We start from the raw sequence: 20,748 nt of genomic DNA, 5'->3' as shown, positions 1-20,748 counted from the left end.
TATACTTGGTTATTATATTTACAACTACTAGACCAGTATAAGCGGTAGTTTTAGCTAAAAAATATTTTCCAGTGGACTCTCTCCACTGTCTTAAATAGATAAATAAATATCTCAAATAACTGTTTGGTCTGTATTTGAGAAATATTTACCTATTCTGATTGTCTAAATTTGTCTGTTACTAAAACCAAGAAAATTCACCAACCATTACCCCAAGAGTCAACAGTCAAGAGTTAAAAAAACTCTAGACTATAAACTCAGGACTTGGCTTCCAAATGCTGGGGGTGAGCAGGAGATTCAAACTTATAGCCTACGCCACGTACAGTTTGAATTAATGCTGGCTGACTAGCATCAATTTCAATCTTCTTGCGAATTTGGCCGATATGTACATCTACAACCCGTTGGTCGCCGACATATTCATAATCCCACACCTCTTGGATTAGTTCTGCCCGCCGCCAAACTCGGCCTGGATGACTAGCTAAAAAATGCAACAAGTCAAATTCCAAAGCAGTTAAAGGTACTGCTTGGTTATTAAGTGCTACCTCCCGTCGCACCGGATCAATCATAAGTTTTTCAAATACCAAGCGTTTCTGCTCGGCTGTAGTTATCACTCGCTGACGCCTCAAAATAGCTCCAACTCTGACTTCTAGTTCTCCTAGCCCAAAAGGCTTGGTGAGATAGTCGTCAGCTCCTTTAGCAAAGCCGCGAATTTTGTCAGCTTCGTCAGCACGGCTAGTCAACATCAGAACAAAAACACCATTACGACTTTGCATCTCTTGGCAGAGGTTAAACCCTGTGACATCTGGTAAATTCACATCTAGAATCACCAAATCAGGGTTAAATTGCTCAAATAGATTTAAGGCTGTCTTTCCATCTTCGGCAGCCTCCACCTGATAGTTCTGCTTAATCAAAAAGCGTTGGATTAAATTCCGAACCGCAGGGTCGTCGTCAACTACAAGAATCTTGGCAGGAGCCATGACCATTTCTTTGCACAAAAATTCGTAAGATTAACAAGAGAGTTGCGTAAAAACGCAGTTGCCACTTTGGGACTAACTAAGAATCTACATGGCTACGGTAGAAGAATCCCGATAATTCAAAAATAAATGCTCTCATCAGGATTGTGGGCAATGAGAACGCGAAACTTCTGTTAGCCACAGTAATTATAAGCGCTCTGACTTTAACCGCAACCGTTCTTGACATCAAGACACCTTCTCAATCCCAGTTAGGTGGTAACTTAAAACGTTTCAATTTTAAATCGATATGCGGATATATACCACAAGCGATTATTCAGTATAATTAAAAAAAACCTTTTAGGGCACAGTAAGTTGCCAAATTTGAAACAGTAAAGTTGATTTTTTCATAAAAACTATGCATTTTAGGTACTCTCTGTTCAAATTCTAGATTAGAGCCAGAATTAGACAACGACATGAGGGTATACACGGAGTTATAGCGATATGTTAAAGTGACTATAGTTGAAATTACAAAGTCGATCAAACTAAGCCGTGCTACTATCCTGGTAGGGCAAAAAATAGGTCGGACTTTAGTTTCGATCGAAATAAAACCTAAAGCTGTTTTTTCTTTGACAAAAGACTGCCGCTGACTGAGGCTGAAGTAACAAACTCCCATGAGCGATCAAAATCCCTACGAAAAACTTGGGGTATCACAAGAAGCTAGCTTCGATGAAATTCAGGATGCTCGTAATCGCCTATTCGAGCAACATAATGGCGATGCCAAGCATTTAGAAGTAATTGAAGCGGCTTACGATGCGATTTTAATGGATCGCTTACGGATGCGCCAGGAAGGTAAAATCAAAGTCCCTGAGCGCATTCGGTTTCCAGAGTTGCGAGTGCAATTGCCTCCTAAAGAAAGTCCAACGCCTCGCCAGCAGTCACCTGCATGGTTACAACGGATGCTGGATCAGCCAACACCTGCCGATATTCTCTTACCCGGAGCATGGTTTCTCGGTTTGAGTTCTATTAGCCTGTTCTATCCAGAGGGAGGCGATCAGGTTTTGCAGTTGGCATTGGTGGTTGGGATAGGTACTAGTATTTACTTTCTTAATCGCAAGGAAGGCAAATTTGGCCGAGCAGTTTTGTTCACCCTAGTCAGTTTAATAATTGGCTTAATTGCTGGGGGACTAATTGCTATGTGGCTATTACCACAGATGCCATTCCTGAATCTTTCATCGAATCAGTTCTCTACTGTACTGACCTTTATATTCTTGTGGTTGGTTAGTAGCTTTCTACGCTAAATCTATATACGTAAGGAAGCTTCTAGAAATAAAAGGCGATTGATGTGTGTTGTTTATTTGGATGTAACACGTGTAAGGGTGCATATCTGTGTGCCCTTACTATATATATTAATATTAGGACTTAAGCAAAATATCTCTCAAACTCTGATTTCTCTGTGCCGCGCCAGTTGCTTCTCCTGTCCGAGACGCTGCGCGAACAAGTCGGGGAGCCCGCCCAACGCACGAATTATTATTACCGTGGTGGAAATCATAACTAATTACTCCCGATTCGCTCATTTTTTTAGGAGTTAGAAGAAAGGCTATTCAGGGGTAAAAGATTGACCGTGGGTAGTCCATCATCAAACAGTAGAGCCGCATAATACTTGCCTGTACAACTCATACTAATTGTTATCGGCAAAGAAAGTTAAACTAGTTAACTGTAATTGGTTAACTAAAGCTTGTACTTTCAGGCATTCTGTACCTAATTCAGCAATCAAGGTACTGAGGGTTGAATTGGTGACTGCAAGGGGGCGATCGCTAAGGGAGCATATTTACTCAGAACGATAAGCAACGCGGAGACTTTGGATTAAAATCACCAGAGATGCGATCGCCATTAACCCGCCCCAAAACCAGTAAGGTAAAAGCAAATATCGCTGCATTTGCGCTGTATCAGAAATTCCCAGGGGGCCAGCAGAACTACTAAATAGATAATCAAGTTGATGATAGGTACTTACACAAGCTTGTACACCCAGAAATTGAATGACAAACCCTTGCGCCCAGCGAGGTGCTTTCAAAGCAATACCTAAGATTATTAAACCCAGTAAGGGAATTGCTACCAATCCAAACCAGGAACGCACCCAAATTAATGTGGACAACAGCAAAAAACCTCCTAAAATTTTTAAACAGAGAGTTGCTGCTGTAAAACTGCGGGAAGCCAGAATCAAAACTGCACCGGCAAGAGGCGGCCCCATTGGTCCGGCGGCGGCGATTATTGCGGGGACAATTGGCCCCAACGGCGACCGGATGCCATAAGTTGCCACACCAGAACCATTGCTAAAAATCTGCAACTTCTGAAACTGTCCCCCTAATAGCAGTGCCATTAAGCCATGACCCATTTCATGAAACCAAGTTGCCAGAATGGTAAATGGGTATAAGATATAATCCCCTCCTGGTACTTGCCACAATAAAGCAGTTGCGATCGCGGCTGCAACTAGCCAGGTTAACCCCATACGTTCCACAACTGGCGGGGCTTCTTTGGCTAGCAAGGGTTCAAAATTTTTACTTGGTTCCCTCATAGGTCACTCAATTTTAGATTTTAGATTTTAGATTAGTCCCCCACTTAATTCGTGGGGCATTCAATTTTGGATTTTAGATTTTAGATTATTCCTTAAATCCAAAATTCAAAATCTAAAATTGACAGTGTATTTTCATCTATCCTAATGTAATTATTGAGGTATTAGGGTTGCTAGGCAATGCAACAATTCGCACATCGAAGCGACGGCTGTGAACTATGGCGCTATTAAAAACAACATAGTTATCCGTCGCTTTTCTGATGCAGTTCATTTGTTTCTCCTCCAAAATGGATGCCGGAGGATGGGCAGAAAATACTTAAGCTGATGTCACAATTGAGCCAGAATCAGTTAAGCAAGTTGAAAGAGAAATGTCATCAAGTCTCCTTTACCCAAGCTGATGCGATCGCCTGGTCGCAAGCGATGACGGTTCCCCGGTAAAAGCGGCAAATTATTAATATAAGTGCCATTAGAACTTCCCACATCTTCTACATAATGGGCATCTCCCTCGATGCGAATATCTGCATGAATCCGCGAGACAATTTCGGAATTGGGAAATCCTGAAACATCTATATCTGGAGGAATCCGGTCGTTAGGCTTGCCGATATGAATCACAGAGAAATTTTGCGGTAATTCAATTAAGCGATCGCTTTGAACATGGATTAACCGCGCTGTAACCTGCTGCAATTGCGTCCTGGCAGCAGTTCCAATTGGTGCTGGTGCTGCTGGCTCTTTTACTTCGGTTTCAGGGGCTGGTGGTGGTTCCACAGGTGGTGGAGTAGGAATAGTACTTTCTCCAGACACTATGGGTTGAGGCACAACGGTTGGTGGCGGTTCTGGAGGGCTGCTTTCTGCAACAGATACCTGTGGCGCAGGTTCTGGAGGAACTGCCATCTCTGTTGGAGGTAAAGATGATTCGGGCAGATGGGAGTTAGTAGAACTACTTATTCCCAAAGCATCAGGTTGTAAAAGTTCTAACAGTGGATCGGGTGGAACTAACGCTGGTACTTCCACGGGAACATCGGGAGTAACTGTTGTCGCTACTGCGGTGTGAACGTGTGGAACTCCGGCGGAGTGAAGGTTAAAGCCACACTGACCGCAGAATGCAGCATCTGCCTGTACAGTTGCCCCACAACTGGGACAATTAGTAGTCGCAGGTAACGGTGTATAGCAAGCTTCACACTGGACAGCACCATCAGGATTGGGATGATTGCAATTAGGGCAGACGATCATCGATATTTAGCCTTTGTTCAAGATCATCATAAACATAGGTAGGACTGGCAAGCAGAGGGCGGCCCTAGCTTTAGATTCTAGCAATTACTGCTAATGGAAGAATGAATTGGACACTCTTCTTATACGGGGAAGGGGGCAGGGGGCAGGGGGATGAGGGAGACAAGGGAGACAAGGGAGATGAGGGAGATAAACAAAACTCCTAACTCCTAACTCCTAACTCAGCACTCAGCACTCAGCACTCCTAACTCCCCCTCGTTTAATATTGAAGTTCCAAACCTGCTGCCGCATCCAGTAGCCACCAAAGTTCTCCTTGGGGCTTAATTAAACGGGATGGATAAGTGAAGTCATCGGCTACGGGTGCAAATACTTGTGCTAAAGCGGGGCGTTTATTAGCACCAGCAACCAGAAAAATCACGCTACGAGCGGAGTTGATGAAGGGATATGTAAAACTTATCCTGGGGTTTCCGTCTTTGTTACCCACGGTAACTAGGCGATCGCGCACTTTAAGAGCCTCTGTGTGGGGAAACAAAGATGCAGTGTGTGCATCATCACCCATTCCTAGTAATATTACATCCAAGACGGGAAACTCGACCCCAGAAGAATTGAAAAATTCTTTGAGTTGTTGTTCATACTTGGCAGCAGCCAGTTCTGGATTGGCTTCTAAAGTTGGTACGGCGTGAATGTTAGCTGCTGGGATATCAACGCGATCTAGCCAAGCTCCACGTGTCATCAGTTCATTGCTATCGGGGTGATCTGGTGGTACATAACGCTCATCTCCCCAGAATATATGAATTTTATCCCAAGGCAGTTTTTGAGTAGCAATCGCTTCGTATAACGGTTTAGGTGTACTGCCACCAGACAAGGCGATGCTAAACCGCCCACGCTGTTCAATGGCAGTTTCTAACTTGGACAGAATTAATTCTAGCGCTCGTGCAACCAGCGCCGGCTTATCCGGTAGAACTTCAACAGTTTTGTTCATGGCTTCATCATATTGCTGGCTTCTGGCAATACAATACCGAACTTATTACAATCTCCCTTTTTAACTTTTGAAACATTTAACATCGTGGCTTAAGTAGGCTGGAAAAATGTAAACCCTCTTTATCACCTTCAACCGCAATTTGTCAGTAGTCAGTCGTACTAACTACTAACCACTGTCATGATTATTTTTATTTACATCCAGTTACTTGATACTTTGTTGATTAACGCCATAAAGGATACATTTATTAATTCTTATTAAAAATTAATAAAACTAATTAATTGCAAACAACGCTTCCCAGTCTGCGATCGCTTCACGTTGGGCAATTAACAATTCCTGAATTCCTTTTTGGGCTACATCTAGCAGTCGATCTAACTGAGTGCGGCTAAAGCTACCTTCTTCGGCTGTTCCTTGGACTTCAATGATTCCCAGATGTTGATTCATCACCACATTAAAATCTACTGTTGCAGCCACATCTTCGATATAATTTAGATCCAAAAATGGCTCACCCTCCAGTAATCCTACGGAAACTGCTGCTACCTGTCCACACAAAGGCGATCGCTCCAACACGCCCTCTTGCAACAATTTAGAAACTGCATGAGCCAAGGCCACAAACGAGCCTGTAATGGCTGTTGTCCGAGTTCCGGCATCTGCTTGCAGCACATCAGCATCTACAGTCAGCGTGCGTTCTCCCAGTGCCTCAAAATCCACTGCTGCGCGTAAGCTACGTCCAATTAGACGTTGAATTTCTTGCGTCCGTCCAGATAATTTCAATAATTCCCTTTCTTGGCGTTTTTGGGTAGCAGATGGTAACATTCGGTACTCAGCAGTTAACCAGCCTTTACCAGTTCCTTCGAGAAACTTCGGAACTCCCTTATTAACGCTAACAGTACAAAGTACCTGAGTATCACCGCATCTTGCAAGAACAGAACCGGGGGCAAAGCGGGTGAAATTGGGGTGAAAACTGATCGGACGTAGTTCGTAGGGAATCCGACCGTCAGGACGCTGCCAAGCCATTGGAATTGCCTCAAGTTTTACAATACTGCATTAAGATTACCTTAGTGTTGTAAATCATTATTTTTGGGCATTGGGCATTGGGCATGGGAAGAGAATAATAACTCAGCACGGGCTAACAGCACTCCGCACTCTTCAAGGAACTGAAAGCAGAGTCAAAATATTTTGCTGTACCATCTCTGGTGATTGGTCGCCGTTGATGGTCAACAAGCAGCGACGACGGTCGTAATACTCTAGGATGGGAATGGTGCGATCGTAGAATAATTCTACACGGCGCTGTACGATTTCTGGTTGGTCATCTGGCAGCGATCGCCCCAAGGATCGACTAACCATCACTGCTTCTGGAACTTGGAGATAAATTGCCCAATCTAGCTTTTGCCCTAAATCATCCAATAAAAAATCTAATTCTTCGGCTTGGAAGGCAGTACGAGGATAGCCTTCTAACACCCAATCGCAGTTAATATCTGGTTGTCTGAGGCGTATTCGGATCAATTCTATAATCATTTCGTCTGGAACTAACTCCCCTTTTTGGATGTAGGGGCGTGCATGATAGCCTAGTTCACTCAAGCTAGCGTAAACCGAAAGAGAAGTCCGGGGATCGCCTTCCAACCACCGAAATTCCGGTAGAGGCTGATTTTCAGATATTGCTGACCGTAAAATCTCACCTGTGGAAATCAGAGGAATATCAAAGTATCTGCAAAGCCTTTGTGCTTGAGTGCTTTTCCCCGATCCTGAACCTCCCAGAATCACCAATCTCACAACAATTTACTCCTCATCCTGTCAAATTCACTACTTGCTAAGTCTTTTTTGCCCAAAAATCGACAAATCTAACGTTTTGGGATTTTCAGGCGTTCTGCCTAGCTTTTTTAAATAATTGGATCTGTAACTCTTATGTTTTCATTTTTACAACTCACTTCCGAGAAAAGACGAAAATTTACAGCAATTAGCGGTTTTATAAACCACATCTAAAGACTTTGTATGCAACGTCTCTAAAGGCTTTCGGGTTTTGTCTATGTTCTTCATTTACCTGAAATCTGCTGTAAATCAAAATAACTCTTGACTTCAATACAAACCTAGTGTTTGACTAAGAATGCAATTTGCCAAATCCACCTACACCTGTGAAAAACAGATTGATTATACAGGCAAATTTGTCAGAATCACCGCCAGTAATAACCCTTAATCTATTGTATTTTTTGAACTTAAATGTATGGTTGCCCAGCTAGAAACTCAAAGTATCAATTCAACCCTAACCCTACCATATCCAGTTGAAGGACTAGTGCAAGTTTTCACTAGCTCTCATCGTAACTTTTTTACGAGCGTCATAGCTCAATCACTGAGAATAGCTGGACAAGGAACGCCAGTATTAATAGTGCAGTTCCTCAAAGGAGGTATTCGCCAAGGACAGGATCGACCCATAAAACTAGGACAAAATTTAGATTGGATTCGCTGTGATTTGCCTCGTTGTATTGATACACCACATTTAGATGATACAGAAAATCAAGCTTTACAAAAGCTGTGGCAGTATACGCAACAAGTAGTGTATGAGAGCAAGTATTCTCTCGTAGTGTTAGATGAGTTAAGTTTAGCGATTAACTTTGGTTTAATTCCTGAAACGGAAGTTTTAGCGTTTTTGGCAAAACGCCCTCCCCACGTCGATATCATTCTCACAGGGCCAGAGATGCCCAAATCTCTCTTAGATGTAGCAGATCAAATTACAGAAATCCGTCGGAGTTATCGACCCTAAACAAAATACTCAATTCAGGATATCCTAGTAATTCCGTTTGAATTAGCTGTGAAGTTGTGATTAAAAACGATATCTGGATTACTGAAATGGCTCAACAGGGTCTAATTTCGCCCTTTGAGCCAAGTTTAATCCGAAAAGTGCAAAAAGATGAATCAGTAGCGGTTAAACCTGTGATCAGCTATGGTTTATCTTCTTATGGCTACGATATACGCCTTTCTTCGGCTGAGTTCCGCATTTTTCGCCACATTCCCGGAACTGTAGTCGATCCCAAAAACTTTAATCCTCAGAATCTGGAGCCAACAGCACTGCATACAGATGCCAGTGGCTGTTATTTTATTTTACCCGCTCATTCCTATGGACTTGGGGTTGCTCTAGAAAAACTGGAGGTTCCTGAGAATATTACTGTAATTTGTATTGGAAAATCTACGTATGCGCGTTGTGGCATCATAGCAAACCTAACACCTGCTGAGGCTGCATGGCGAGGTCATTTAACTTTAGAATTTTCCAATTCTTCGAGCGCAGACTGTCGCATTTATGCGGGGGAAGGCGTGGTGCAATTGCTATTTCTAGAAGGCGAACCCTGCGCTATTAGTTATGAAGCAAGACAGGGGAAATATCAGGATCAGCTAGAGATGGTAACTTTAGCTAAAGTCTAAGTTACAAAAAACTAATCTTGACAAAGTAGCGATTTTGTTTACTATTTTTGCGAATGCAGATTAATGCACATCTTGGATATTCCATAGCGATCGCACTAATTCATATTTTTATTCTGCAATGCCAAATGCTGCTCTTTTTTCGTAAAAAATCGCCGATACAATTCACAACTTGCGATCGCTTCAGATCCAGAAAGTTTAATCAACCCCATACTGCTTAACTTGTGAGTGAGGATGGGATCTAAGAGAATAGCTTCATTGGCATTCAGAACGTTATCAAAAGCTTGTGCTAACTCAGGCTGTTTTTGCAAGGTTGCCCAGTGACGCTGCAAATGATAAGAATAAATTTTGCTAGCAGTGGGAGCAGTTTCTAGTAGTTGCGACAGAGTTACCTCGTTTCGACTCAGATGATAGAGAGCTAAATTTACTAGTGCCGGATGTCCCCCAACCATTGCCATTAATTGTCTAGCTCCTTCTCCATCTGTCCAATTGAGTCCATAGCGTTGGGCTAACTGTTGTACCTCTTCTTGGCTAAAGTTGTCTAACTGAATCGGTAATCCTACATTGAAAGGAGACTGATTAAGTTCAAGAGGAACATAAATATCTGTTGAGTGAACAACGACTAAACGAAGCTTTTGCCAAATGGGCAGTCTTTTTGCTTCTTCGTACCAAGAACGCAACAGAGGTAGAAAATCCTTCGCTACTTGGGGATGCTCGAAAATATGGTTCACTTCATCCAACGCCAAGATCAGGGGAGTATTAATTGACTCTAGTAGATATTCTTGAAAGTAGACGGTGCAGCTAACTTTACTTCCCAAATCTTCATCCCAATACTCGTCTAACATTGGTTGAAGCTGAAGCTGGCGGGCGATATTGGCACACAACCAGCGCAAAAGTTGATTCAAGTCGCTCAGAATTGTCTGCTCGACTTGTTCTAGATTCAAGCTGATAGTGCAGTAACCCTGGTCTTTCGCATAGTCAAGAATCCTCAGCAGCAGTGAAGTTTTGCCCATTTCTCTGGGAGCTTTGATCCTGATTAAGGCTCCTGGTTTCTTAATTTCTTGATAGATTTGCTCCTCAAGGTAAGAACGTTTGAGGTAAAAGGGAGAGGCGAGAGGAACTGAGCCGCTGGGGTAGCAAGGTGACGTATCCTGATTAACTGTGGGGAGAAATTGCGTCAGGTCTTGTTTCAAAAGTTTTGTATTTGGAGCTGCTTCAACGATGGCATAAGATTCCAGCAGCACCTGACAGTTTTTCTTGGTCACGCGCTGGCCAATGACGTTAGAGAGTCGCCCAAACAACTCTGGGGCAACAACATTGGTAAAGTAGCCAGGACTATAACCTGCCTCTATAGCTATTTGGTTATAAGTTTTATACTGCCAAATCCCACGCAGAATCAGATTTTCTGTGGAATTAAGGGGGCGATTGTGGCTCTCAATTAGCTGGCGGTCAACAATCTCAAACAGACTATCAAGGTTCATAGAGATTACAGACAAATGCTACTAATAAAGATAGCAGGAGTTACGCAAGTAACACAATATCTGCCATTTAGTAGTACAATAGTATTGCTTAGAAAAATTAAATTATCCGTAAGAATTCAGGAGTCAGAACTCAGGATTCAGAATAGTTAAAGAAGTTTTTGTAAATCAAACAAAGATAGATTCATAAATACGGTTCTGAACTCTCAAATTTCCCTGTTGCTTGACTACTAGCCCTGACAAAAGCAATTCTCTTTCCTCTGAACTATCAACTGCAATAATCTCTCCTTGATGCAAAATTTGACGGTAGAGTTCTAGTAGCCGAACGGATTGTTTACTTTTGAGAAGGCGATCGCGGATGGTTCTAAAATGCTCTGGTTCATCCTGTGATTCCCAATTTTGTATTACCGACCTTTGCACCAAATTTTCAATCCATTCGGCTTCTCTATTGGTAGGGATAGGAGATGAAGAATTGCGGATGATTTGACAGAGCTTTTGAGTTAAAAAAGGCTGGCCATTAGTCCAGGCTAACACTTCTTTTAAAACTGTTTGAGGATTGCTCACTTTCTCAGTCAATCCTTGAAGTAGAGGTTGCGCTTCATGCTCTTTAAACCCTTCCAATTGAATGGTCTGACCGATGTTAAAAGGCGTTCTTTGGTGGTCAGTAATTAAGTCACCAGGGGTAGCTACTCCAAAAAGAGCAAAGGTTAAACGTCGATACTCTGGATTAATACTACGCTGATTATAGCAAGAGCGAATTAGGGCAAAAAAGTCATTAACTGGGAATTTTAAACTTAAGAAGCTATCAATTTCATCGATAAAAATTATCAAGTTTTTAGATATAGTATCATTTTCTTGAGCAACTTCAACTAGCAAAACTTCTTCAATAAATTGACTCAACCTCTGAACTGGAGAAATATCTCCTTGCTCTTGCCACCAAGTTTTTAGATTAACCCTTCTTAATAAACCAAAACTTCGCCATAGCTCTACTGTTAAGCCTTTGTACCATTGGTCAGGCGTGATGTTTTCGCTACCAATCCGGGTCAGATCGATCGCCCCGCAGCTAAATCCCTCATGCCGGAGGTGATGTATCATGCGTACCATCAGACTTGACTTGCCCATCTGCCGAGGATTGAGAATGTAACAAAACTCCCCGCGCTTCAACGCCTTGTAGAGATAACGGTCTGCTGAACGCACAACATAAGTGGGAGCATCCATCGGCAAACTTCCTCCCACTTGATAGTCAAAGGTAGGGGGTTGTTCGCCACTTTTGAGTAACTCGTTTTCAAACAGCAGTTCGGCTTGGGTGGCTTTGAGAATTTCTAGGGTTTGTGAGAGTTCTTGAGTGCGCTCTTCTACTCTCAACTCTAGATTTCGGTTATAGTCTTCTAACTGTCCGTAAAGACGGGCATTTTCGATGGAGATAGCAGCTTGAGCCGAAAGAATTCTTAAAACTTCAATGCGATCGCTAGTAAATGCATCTGTGGTTAAATTGTTTTCTAGATATAAAATACCGCTTAGTTTGCCTTGATTTAACAAAGGAGTACAGAGAATCGATTTTGGTTGAGTGGCGACAATGTAGGGATCGCGGATAAACTGTTCTTCTTCGCTAGCGTTATTAAGAACTACATTTTCTTGAGTACGGACAACATAGTTAACGATCGCAACTGGTAGGATAGGTGTATGGCGATCGCCATCTACAGAGTCAATCGGAAGCGATCGTAGTAGAGTCACGTCATCAGAATCTACTGTCCCTTCAGCTTCGATTACCCATTTATGATCTTTTTCCAGTATCAGAAAGCCTTTTTGAGCACCGCCATTTTCAATTACAGTTTTCATTAATTTAGCCAGCAGTTGGTCTAGTTTTATTTCGCTAGCTAATACTTGAGATGCTTTGGTAACTGTGACAATATCAAGGGCTTGGGGATTTGTATTAGCAGTAGATTCAGTTGTATTAATACTTTGGTTTTCTTTTCGGTTGTTTATATTCATTAGAAACTGTGGGTACTCTGATTCTAGGGCTTCAACTTTGGCTTTTGCACCCCAGCGACTATAACAATGATAAGCATTTCTTAAGTATAGTTTCCCTATTTCTTCTCTACCGAGAGAGAGATAAAATTCTGCTGCGCGTTCGTAAGCTATGGCTTCTTCGTGGATAAATTCAGATTTTTTAGCACCTTTAATTGCTTTTTCATAAAGTTCTTGAGCTTGCCAACTTTGTCCTAAGATTCGTACTTTTTCTGCTTCAACTAAATCGTATTTATTTTGAAAGTTCGCAGGGCAATGACCAGCCCATATTTTCATATCCTGCTGATTTTTTTCTACTTGTTTTAATATTTCTTTTTGCTGGTCTATAGCGCAATTGTGATAATGAGCGATAAAGGAAAGAGAAGAGTAAAAATTCTGTTGTGGTGCAGGTAAATAGTACGAACAACTTGTAACGTATTTTTTCGCATTTATTCCGCTTTCATAAGCCCGTCCATAATCTTTAAAAAAATAGCATGAAATTGTCTTACAAAATTGAGCGATAAAGAGCAACCATCCGTTGTTTCTTTGCATCCAACTCTTTAAATATTCATCTTCTTGTTCCCAAGAATATTCCTTAAACAACCGAAAACTATTTTCTTTTTTATTAATCAAGTTTATAATTATTTTATGGCAGATTTTTATGTAAAAAATACTGTATTCTATCTTCAATTTTTCAATTTTTTTAGTATAACCTATGTAACTTTCCTCAACCTCTCTTAAATTAAAGCCTCCAAAAAAAAATATTAAACAAAAGCTTATAATTGCATAACTAGCATATTCATTATTTCCTGTATCTAAACCTGTTTGATAACCTTTCAGTAATTGTTCCTGCGCCTCTTTATTTCTAAGAAACTCTTTCCAATGAAATATACAGCCATAAGATAAGTGAAATATTATGGCTTCTAATCTCATAACCTTAGATTTTTGCTGCAAGTTAATAGCAAGTTTACCAAATTGATATCCAGAATTAATATCCCTCATTACTCCACACATTAACGCTCCATAAAAGCTGTAGACAGCCGCAGCCTGTGGTGCATTCCCATATTTAATCAAGAGATGAAGTTGCACAAAAATTATCTCAATATGTAATGCAAATTTTGTAGTAGTAGTAGCACCAAAAATATGCTGCAATATTTGTAGAGCTACTAGTTTATCTGGAGCGACCATTGTAGGAAGATTAACTAATTCTTCAATTTTTTTTCCTTTCGATAGCAATTTTAAATATTTTTGTTCTTGTAGAATTCTATTTTCTAATTTGCTCCCATTGTCTTTTTGAGAGATACATACGCCTAGTTCTGCTAAATATTCTAAGGCAGTATCTATTGCTTTTTGTGGCTCAAAAATTGCATAGTAGACAAGCAATAAAGCTTCGTATACTTTAACTCGATCTAAATTATTCTGAGTTTCTTGCAAAACCTTTACAGCTAGCTCTTCCACTTGAGCATACTTTGTATTTAAATAAAGTCCTTCTAAAGTTTCTACATGGAGTTCTAAAGTTAATTTATAATGTTTATTCCAGCTATTTGATGCTAAAAATCCTAACCCAGTTTCTAAATATCTTAGAGCTGGTTGATAAGCTGTTGATGCTTTCGCTTTTTTGCCTGCTCGAAGATTTAATCTTACTAACTTATCCGTTTCCGATTGCTCAGTAATTAATTCAGATCCTTCGTTTAGTTGCTTGACAATATCAAAAATATTTTCCTCCAATTCATCATCTTTTGTATTTTTCAGTAGGAGACGACCTACTTGCAGATGAACTGCTTTTTTCTCTGTTTCTGGAATCAAAGCATAGGCAGCTTGCTGAACTCGGTCATGTAAAAATTTATAGGGGATATCTTCGGGAATTTTAGGAATAAAGGCATCGGATATTTCTGAAGTATCCCTTGATATTTCTTCCTGATCCCAAAGTAGAGCTATTTTATAGTCATTACTCAAGGGTAAAATCAAACCTGACTCTAGTGCTGGCTGAAGTTCTCTGGCTGTAATTATTTGAGATTGATTATTGATAATGGAGAGGACTTCTAAATTAAATTGGTTGCCAATACAAGCAGCTAATTTCAAAATATTCTGAGTTTTTTCATCCAATTTATTAATCTTGGCAATAGTTAATTCAACTACATTATCAGTGATTTTTACTTTTTTAATTTTCTCTATGTTCCAGTCCCAAACTTTTTTATTACTATCCAAATAAAAAAAATTTTCTTTGTACATAAATTGGAGTAATTGAGTTGAGAAAAAAGGATTTCCTTGAGTTTTATTGGTTACTAACTCTGCTATAATTTTTGATTTTTCTATTGAGCAGCTTAAAGTATCAGCAATTAATTGATTGATATATTTAATTCCTAATGGTTGCAGCGAGATTTTCTTGACGCTAACACCTTCTTTTCTGATTTGCTCTAAGGTTTGCATCAAAGGATGAGTAGCATCAACTTCATTATCTCGGTAAGCTCCAATTATTAATAGATATTGGCTGTCAGCATCGGTTATTAATAGCTCAATCAACTTCAGGGATGCTAAATCTGCCCACTGTAGATCGTCGAGGAAGATAACTAAAGGGTGTTCTTTTTGAGCGAAAACAGTAATAAATCTTTGAAAAAATAAATTAAATCGATTTTGAGCCTCAGTTGCTCCTAATTGCTCAACTGGCTGCTGTTTACCAATAATCTGTTCCAATTCAGGAATGACATCGATGATAACCTGAGCATTAGGATTTAAGGCTGCTAAAAGTTCTCGTTTCCAAGTTTGTAGTGCTGCTTCAGATTCGGTAAGTAACTGCCGTATTAAATCTTGAAAGGCTAGACTGATCGCCGCATAAGGAATATCTCGCTGCAACTGATCGAATTTTCCGCTAATAAAGTATCCTCGCTGGCGTAATATTGGTTTATGAACTTCATTAACCAAGACAGATTTGCCAATTCCTGAATAACCATAAACTAGCATTATCTCACTGCTGCCTTGACTAACTCGCTCGAAAGTAGTTAATAGTTGTGTAATTTCTTTTTCCCTACCGTAAAGTTTTTCGGGAATAACAAAGCGATCGCAAATATCCTGACTTGCTAAACAAAACTCGTCAATTTGCCCTAAATTTTGTAACTGATCGTTACAGGTTTCCAAGTCGGTTTTGATTCCCCAAGCACTTTGGTATCGTTCTTCTGGGGTTTTTGCCAACAATTTCATCACAATGTCTGAAACGGCTTTAGGTATTAGTTGAGATGTTGAATTTAACGTTTCTACAAATTCATGTGGGGGAACAGGTTGTTGAGCAATATGACAATGAACTAATTCTATAGGGTCAGTAGTTGCAAAAGGTAGTTGATTAGTCAGCAATTCGTAGAAGGTAGCACCCAAGGAATAAAAATCGCTGCGGTAATCTATTCCTCGATTCATTCTTCCAGTTTGCTCAGGAGCAATATAAGCTAAAGTTCCTTCTAAGCGCTCAATATTGCCAACTGTCTGATTTTCTCGCGATAAACGAGTGGAAATGCCGAAGTCAATGATTTTGAGTTGTTTGGTTTTTGGATTATAGACAATATTAGAGGGGTTAATATCTTTGTGGATAATATTGGCTGCGTGAATAGCCTCCAAACTTTCAGTAGTTTTAATAGCGATAGAGAGAAATTCTTTGAGAGTAAATTGGCGATTACACATTAACAATTTTAATGATTCACCGCCAAATTCTTCTAAAAATATAACTAGACTATTTTCATATCGCTGCAAATCATAGGCTTTAATCACTCCATGCGTATTTAATGAGCGGGTAACTTCATATTCCTGCTTGTATCGAGTCAATTCTGAGGGAGTAGGGTAGTTTTCTTTAAGTATCTTTAAAATAACCGGTTGATTATCGGGCTTGAGAATGGCTCGGTAGACTAATGAATTAGCACTTTCATAGATTTTTTTTATAATTTGGTAGTCTGTTTGAATCTTTTCTGGCTGCTGATTCATAGGAAGCTTGATAAAATACTGGATTTTTTCTACAGGCTTTCCAGTATTTTATCATTGTGCATAAATTTTCAGCTATATTTTTAATTAGCTGGAACTGACCGGAATATAAGGATAAGGAGGTTTAAAATAATCCACATCTATCAAATAAACTTCCTGACCCAATCGATTTTTCTTTTTATAAAAAGGAAATTCCCCTTCAATTACTGGTGCCTCTGCCCATTTTTTTATGTCACTTGGATCTAGCTGTTCTGAAGAAGGTATGGGAGGATAAGGCATGGCAACTTGATAAAGCATCCAAGGTGATTCCTGACTTGTAATTGATTCCTTGAATTGTCCTTGAAATATAGTCCAATCTACTTCTAAGCTGTAATTAAAGACTATTTCACCTGTACTAAGAATGGATTCAGCAACTTGGTGGTATTTACCTTCTTTTTCGTTATAATAATATGCCTGTCCCGAAGACAACAGAGACAACGTAATTCCTTGCCAAGCCCTACTGGTAGGCAAAATCAAAAATCTTGCCCCTTCGCTAGTATCATCTTGAGCTTTTAGTGGCTCGTAAATTGTTTTATCATCGGGATTAGGGTTGTCAGGAGGAGAACTTCCGGCAAAAAGAAAAATTTCTCTAGCTATAAGACCATCCAGAATTTCAGAGCGAATCTTGTCCCACTCACCATTAGTAAAGTTATTCCAGTCATCAGTTTTTTTCGCTTCCAAATAAGTCCACCAAGTTCTAGCAATTAATTGAGATAGCTTGCGACCTTGTAATATGACGCGCATTGATGGATAGAAATTACCTAGCTCAGTTTGATTTAGCTTAGTTTGATCAAAACTATCATTGCATAAGGTTTTAATAAAATCTGTTGGAAAAACAGCTCCTGGGAAAGGTAAATATGAAGATAGCTTATTCTCATCACCTTTTCTAGGATAGTCTCTCAATTTTTCTATCGTCTCGCGATCTAATTCCAAAGAATCAAAACTATCGTTTTCTGGCTGGTTAGTATCTATCGAATTTCTCTTTCGCGCTAATATGGTTGTCTTTATATTTTGACCTTTTCTCCTTGCTAGTTCATCGTTTTTAGCAGGTTCGACCTTCAATATTTGGTAATAGGTATTCGCTTCATACCACTGTCCTGGATAAAGTGCATCTCCACTACCAAGGACTCCACTAACGTTGATTTGATTCATTATCTTTTTCTCAATTTAAGATAAGTTGTAAAAACGACAAGGATTATCCCAAAGAATCTTTTGCACAGTTTCTTTCGATAATTTTTCCTCAAGCTTTACCATCTCTGCAACAATGTTCGGCTTATGATCCATATGGGGATAGTCCGAACCAAAGATTAAATTGTCCGTGCCAATATATTCAATCACCTGAGCCAGTAATGGTTCTGAAGGCTCTATGGCAATAAAGCACTGGCGACGAAAATAGTCTGATGGCTTGATTTTGACATTATCATGAATTGTATCCTCCCAAGCTAAATTTTCATACTCTTCATCTAGTCGCCACAGCCAATAAGGAAGCCAGCCACAACCAGACTCCAGAAAAGCCACTTTCAGTTTTGGATGACGTTCTAATACCCCTCCTTCAATCAACGCTAATAAAGCCATCATCTGTTCCATCGGATGAGAGCAAGCGTGAGTAGCAAAACGAGTGTTAAACCTTTCTGTACCTGTAGTTGGCAAACGACTGTGAGTCCCTTCGTGAATGCCTACTGCTATCCCTAATTGTTCGCATTCTGTCCAAAAAGGCTCGTAAGCGGAGTCGCTCAATAGTCTTCCTTTGACGGGGTTAGGGCGTAAAAACACCGCTTTCCAGCCAAAATCGGCAATTCTATGCAACTCATGCACCATTGACTCTGGTGCGTGCAGATTAATTGCTCCTACTCCCTTCAATTTATCTGGAGCGTAACTGCAAAAGTCTTTTAACCAATTGTTGTAAGCGCGGGTAAAAGCGCCAGCAACTTCTGGTTGCATAGTATCAATTGCCCAAAGCCACAATCCATAAGTTGGATAAAGGAATGCCAGATCGATCCCCATCTGTAACATCTCTTGAAGGTGAGACTGGACATTGTAGCCTTGGAAATAAGCATTAGGATGAGCTGCCATCATCTGCTTATTTCCTAATGTGCGTACTTGTGTGGACACCTTTTCTACAATGTCTTCCCCTTGAATTTTCATCTCTGCTGAAGGAGCAAACTTTAAAAATTCTGGTTCGAGATATTCAGCCCACATACTGGGAGGTTCAATAACGTGGGAATCAGCATCAATAATTGAATATCCGTTTAGCATCATCTGTAATCAATCTGTCTCAGAATTGAGAGTTGGTGCGTAACGCGACAAGGCCGATTACTACGCTAAAATTTTTTCGTAGCTTCAGACATCTTACAGTTTTTCGTATCAGTTGGGTAAGTCCTATTTTTATCAAACAAGCGGTGCAATAAACTTGATGGTACTACCAGCAAGTTTTAAAGCCTTATCTATCTCTGATAAAAAATTATTAAAATCATCAATTTTTCCAGCAGACTTGTTCAGACTATTTGTAGCTTGCTCAATTTTTGAACGAGGACTATCAAGATTATTATTGAGAAGCGTTTGTTGAAGTTCTTTATTAATCATAATACCCTGGATCTCAAGTTGTGTTGTTTTTAATTTTCCCCATTGATCTTTTGCTTCTTGCCATTCTGATTGAGAAATATTTCCAGATTTTAAAGCATTATCAGCTTTTACTTCAGCTACATCAATTGCTTGATTTATAGCATCATAAATATCTTTTAAGTTTTGTTCATTAGACATAATTAACCTTTGTTTGATTTACAAAAAACGACATTATTAATTAATTACATTAACTAGAGGAGTAACTTTGTCAATATATTCCTTAGTTGCTTTCTTAGCTTGCTTTAACTCTGAAGTAGTAATTTCTTCATTCCAGGAATCATTCTGTCTATAAGTGCTTTGAACATTTTGGCTTTCAGGATTGGAGCGATACTTATTACATTTTTGAGTTTGTTTCGATGAAATTTCCTCTTGATCTCCATTGAAAATACGTTTCAATTTATGATGAAAATCTGCGGTAGAACGAATAGTTGCTATATATGCTGAACCCTGTTTTTTACGTTCAATAACTTTGTTAATTTCTGCTCGTTCTTGTTCTTCTAATAAAGTTTGTCGTTCTTGAAGTGTGTTAAAATCTTGTGGATTATATTTTGAGTCTGATAATCTTGTTAATTGTGGATTCACCTGACCTATATAGGAACCAAAATATCCATTAATCTGCTTGATTTCTGTATCAAGCAAATACTTTGCATAGGACGAATCAATAAAATTGTAAAGGCTTGCAGAATATTTTTGAATATCTTTATCTGTGCAGACAATAGCAAGTTTCAAATTCCGCCGCCGAAAATCATTAACTAGAAGATTAGTAATAAAATCAACAATCTGTAACCCTGCTTCACGAGCATTTTCATCAATAATTTTCTGCCCATTGATGTCAAAAGTGCCTAAAGTTTCTGAAATTTGGTTGAACTTAGGAGTAAAGCCATTTTCATTTTTGGTTGCTAAATTTCCAATTGCTGCAACATAACTGACTAAAACACTGCCAGCAATTTCAGTATTTTGTGAAATTGGACGGTAAAGGCGATCGCACACATCCAATTGGTCTTGCATAGTTTTTCGGCTGGTGGCTGTTCCTTGAGCTTGCCAACTTGCAGATCGAGCGCAGGAAGCATAAATATCAGCCGATATTTGCTTATTGGCACTTCCTAAGCTTTCCGATAAAGCAGAAAATGACTTAGCTGCCTCTAAATCGTCATTTTTGCAACTACCAAGAAGAAAGTAAATAGGAATTACAGCCAGTATTACTTTAGGTCGCATAATTTTTCAATTAATCTTAAAGATTAGGCGTTTTCCTCTTGTTAGTATTGTTATTTATACTCTGATAAATAACAATCCATAAAACTCATGTAAAAACTCATATAGCAATCCGATTTGGTTTATGAGAATTCAAAGTGCCAGAAACGCGGTTTCTTTAAAAAACAATATTTCTGTATTCTCACGAATGATTTAGGATTGCTATATAAAGTAGAATGCACCGCACCCCTAAGCTTGGCGTAGCTGAAACCTAGATATATCAAGTGAAAAAACTAATATTCTCCGTAGTAG

General features: G+C 39.7%; 16 protein-coding genes. 3 read left to right on the top strand and 13 right to left on the bottom strand.

Annotated elements, in window-relative coordinates; translation table 11 throughout:
* Positions 1 to 254 precede the first annotated feature (254 nt).
* Positions 255 to 974: a response regulator transcription factor gene (locus tag HWQ37_RS01785; RefSeq protein WP_094348795.1), complete on the bottom strand. Its 720-nt coding sequence runs from the start codon at positions 972 to 974 to the stop codon at positions 255 to 257.
* 647 nt (positions 975 to 1,621) lie between these two features.
* Here HWQ37_RS01785 and HWQ37_RS01780 point away from each other — a divergent pair.
* Entirely contained in the window at positions 1,622 to 2,248 is a 627-nt protein-coding gene (locus HWQ37_RS01780; RefSeq protein WP_292743027.1) for a CPP1-like family protein, read from the top strand.
* A 530-nt stretch (positions 2,249 to 2,778) separates the two neighbouring features.
* On the opposite strand, the gene HWQ37_RS01775 is transcribed toward HWQ37_RS01780, so the two are convergent.
* The 6 genes from HWQ37_RS01775 to HWQ37_RS01750 form a co-directional block, all read right to left on the bottom strand.
* Positions 2,779 to 3,522: a M50 family metallopeptidase gene (locus HWQ37_RS01775; protein WP_292743025.1), complete on the bottom strand. Its 744-nt coding sequence runs from the start codon at positions 3,520 to 3,522 to the stop codon at positions 2,779 to 2,781.
* Positions 3,523 to 3,658: 136 nt separating this feature from the next.
* Complete coding sequence (locus HWQ37_RS01770; protein WP_292743023.1) at positions 3,659 to 3,790, bottom strand: hypothetical protein; 132 nt, start codon at positions 3,788 to 3,790, stop codon at positions 3,659 to 3,661.
* Between the two features lie 77 nt (positions 3,791 to 3,867).
* Positions 3,868 to 4,749 (bottom strand): FHA domain-containing protein, encoded by an 882-nt coding sequence (locus HWQ37_RS01765; protein WP_292743022.1) that lies wholly within the window; start codon positions 4,747 to 4,749, stop codon positions 3,868 to 3,870.
* Between the two features lie 256 nt (positions 4,750 to 5,005).
* Positions 5,006 to 5,728: a 6-phosphogluconolactonase gene (gene pgl, locus HWQ37_RS01760; protein ID WP_292743021.1), complete on the bottom strand. Its 723-nt coding sequence runs from the start codon at positions 5,726 to 5,728 to the stop codon at positions 5,006 to 5,008.
* 270 nt (positions 5,729 to 5,998) lie between these two features.
* Positions 5,999 to 6,742, bottom strand: coding sequence for a ribonuclease PH (gene rph, locus HWQ37_RS01755; protein ID WP_292743020.1), 744 nt, complete (start codon positions 6,740 to 6,742; stop codon positions 5,999 to 6,001).
* Positions 6,743 to 6,874: 132 nt separating this feature from the next.
* Positions 6,875 to 7,498, bottom strand: a complete 624-nt coding sequence (locus HWQ37_RS01750; protein WP_292743018.1) for an adenylate kinase family protein — start codon at positions 7,496 to 7,498, stop codon at positions 6,875 to 6,877.
* Between the two features lie 448 nt (positions 7,499 to 7,946).
* Here HWQ37_RS01750 and HWQ37_RS01745 point away from each other — a divergent pair, with 448 nt between their 5' ends.
* Positions 7,947 to 8,483: a P-loop NTPase family protein gene (locus HWQ37_RS01745; protein ID WP_292743016.1), complete on the top strand. Its 537-nt coding sequence runs from the start codon at positions 7,947 to 7,949 to the stop codon at positions 8,481 to 8,483.
* Between the two features lie 86 nt (positions 8,484 to 8,569).
* Entirely contained in the window at positions 8,570 to 9,139 is a 570-nt protein-coding gene (gene dcd / locus HWQ37_RS01740) for a dCTP deaminase (RefSeq protein WP_292743038.1), read from the top strand.
* Positions 9,140 to 9,234: 95 nt separating this feature from the next.
* Here dcd and HWQ37_RS01735 read toward each other — a convergent pair whose 3' ends face one another.
* From HWQ37_RS01735 to HWQ37_RS01710, 6 genes are all read right to left on the bottom strand, one after another.
* Positions 9,235 to 10,617 carry an AAA-like domain-containing protein gene (locus HWQ37_RS01735; RefSeq protein WP_292743015.1) on the bottom strand — a complete coding sequence of 461 codons (1,383 nt, stop codon included), beginning with the start codon at positions 10,615 to 10,617 and terminating at the stop codon, positions 9,235 to 9,237.
* 165 nt (positions 10,618 to 10,782) lie between these two features.
* Positions 10,783 to 16,587 carry an AAA family ATPase gene (locus tag HWQ37_RS01730; protein WP_292743014.1) on the bottom strand — a complete coding sequence of 1,935 codons (5,805 nt, stop codon included), beginning with the start codon at positions 16,585 to 16,587 and terminating at the stop codon, positions 10,783 to 10,785.
* A gap of 84 nt (positions 16,588 to 16,671) precedes the next feature.
* The gene (locus HWQ37_RS01725) at positions 16,672 to 17,775 is read right to left on the bottom strand and encodes a hypothetical protein (RefSeq protein WP_292743013.1); all 1,104 of its coding nucleotides are present in this window, start codon (positions 17,773 to 17,775) and stop codon (positions 16,672 to 16,674) included.
* A 15-nt stretch (positions 17,776 to 17,790) separates the two neighbouring features.
* Entirely contained in the window at positions 17,791 to 18,882 is a 1,092-nt protein-coding gene (locus tag HWQ37_RS01720; RefSeq protein WP_292743011.1) for an amidohydrolase family protein, read from the bottom strand.
* Positions 18,883 to 19,011: 129 nt separating this feature from the next.
* On the bottom strand, positions 19,012 to 19,383 hold the full coding sequence (locus HWQ37_RS01715; RefSeq protein WP_292743009.1) for a hypothetical protein: 372 nt from the start codon (positions 19,381 to 19,383) through the stop codon (positions 19,012 to 19,014).
* A gap of 36 nt (positions 19,384 to 19,419) precedes the next feature.
* Entirely contained in the window at positions 19,420 to 20,460 is a 1,041-nt protein-coding gene (locus HWQ37_RS01710) for a hypothetical protein (RefSeq protein ID WP_292743008.1), read from the bottom strand.
* Between the last annotated feature and the right edge of the window lie 288 nt (positions 20,461 to 20,748).

Source organism: Nostoc sp. NMS4 (genome assembly GCF_017115095.1).
Classification (GTDB): Bacteria; Cyanobacteriota; Cyanobacteriia; order Cyanobacteriales; family Nostocaceae; genus Nostoc.
This window is presented reverse-complemented; position numbering and strand designations above follow the sequence as displayed.

Bases quoted from the DNA above. Each gene is read 5' to 3' on its own strand.
- HWQ37_RS01785 (WP_094348795.1), bottom strand. From the start codon at position 974: ATGGCTCCTGCCAAGATTCTTGTAGTTGACGACGACCCTGCGGTTCGG.
- HWQ37_RS01780 (WP_292743027.1), top strand. From the start codon at position 1,622: ATGAGCGATCAAAATCCCTACGAAAAACTTGGGGTATCACAAGAAGCT.
- HWQ37_RS01775 (WP_292743025.1), bottom strand. From the start codon at position 3,522: ATGAGGGAACCAAGTAAAAATTTTGAACCCTTGCTAGCCAAAGAAGCC.
- HWQ37_RS01770 (WP_292743023.1), bottom strand. From the start codon at position 3,790: ATGAACTGCATCAGAAAAGCGACGGATAACTATGTTGTTTTTAATAGC.
- HWQ37_RS01765 (WP_292743022.1), bottom strand. From the start codon at position 4,749: ATGATCGTCTGCCCTAATTGCAATCATCCCAATCCTGATGGTGCTGTC.
- pgl (WP_292743021.1), bottom strand. From the start codon at position 5,728: ATGAACAAAACTGTTGAAGTTCTACCGGATAAGCCGGCGCTGGTTGCA.
- rph (WP_292743020.1), bottom strand. From the start codon at position 6,742: ATGGCTTGGCAGCGTCCTGACGGTCGGATTCCCTACGAACTACGTCCG.
- HWQ37_RS01745 (WP_292743016.1), top strand. From the start codon at position 7,947: ATGGTTGCCCAGCTAGAAACTCAAAGTATCAATTCAACCCTAACCCTA.
- dcd (WP_292743038.1), top strand. From the start codon at position 8,570: ATGGCTCAACAGGGTCTAATTTCGCCCTTTGAGCCAAGTTTAATCCGA.
- HWQ37_RS01735 (WP_292743015.1), bottom strand. From the start codon at position 10,617: ATGAACCTTGATAGTCTGTTTGAGATTGTTGACCGCCAGCTAATTGAG.
- HWQ37_RS01730 (WP_292743014.1), bottom strand. From the start codon at position 16,587: ATGAATCAGCAGCCAGAAAAGATTCAAACAGACTACCAAATTATAAAA.
- HWQ37_RS01725 (WP_292743013.1), bottom strand. From the start codon at position 17,775: ATGAATCAAATCAACGTTAGTGGAGTCCTTGGTAGTGGAGATGCACTT.
- HWQ37_RS01720 (WP_292743011.1), bottom strand. From the start codon at position 18,882: ATGATGCTAAACGGATATTCAATTATTGATGCTGATTCCCACGTTATT.
- HWQ37_RS01715 (WP_292743009.1), bottom strand. From the start codon at position 19,383: ATGTCTAATGAACAAAACTTAAAAGATATTTATGATGCTATAAATCAA.
- HWQ37_RS01710 (WP_292743008.1), bottom strand. From the start codon at position 20,460: ATGCGACCTAAAGTAATACTGGCTGTAATTCCTATTTACTTTCTTCTT.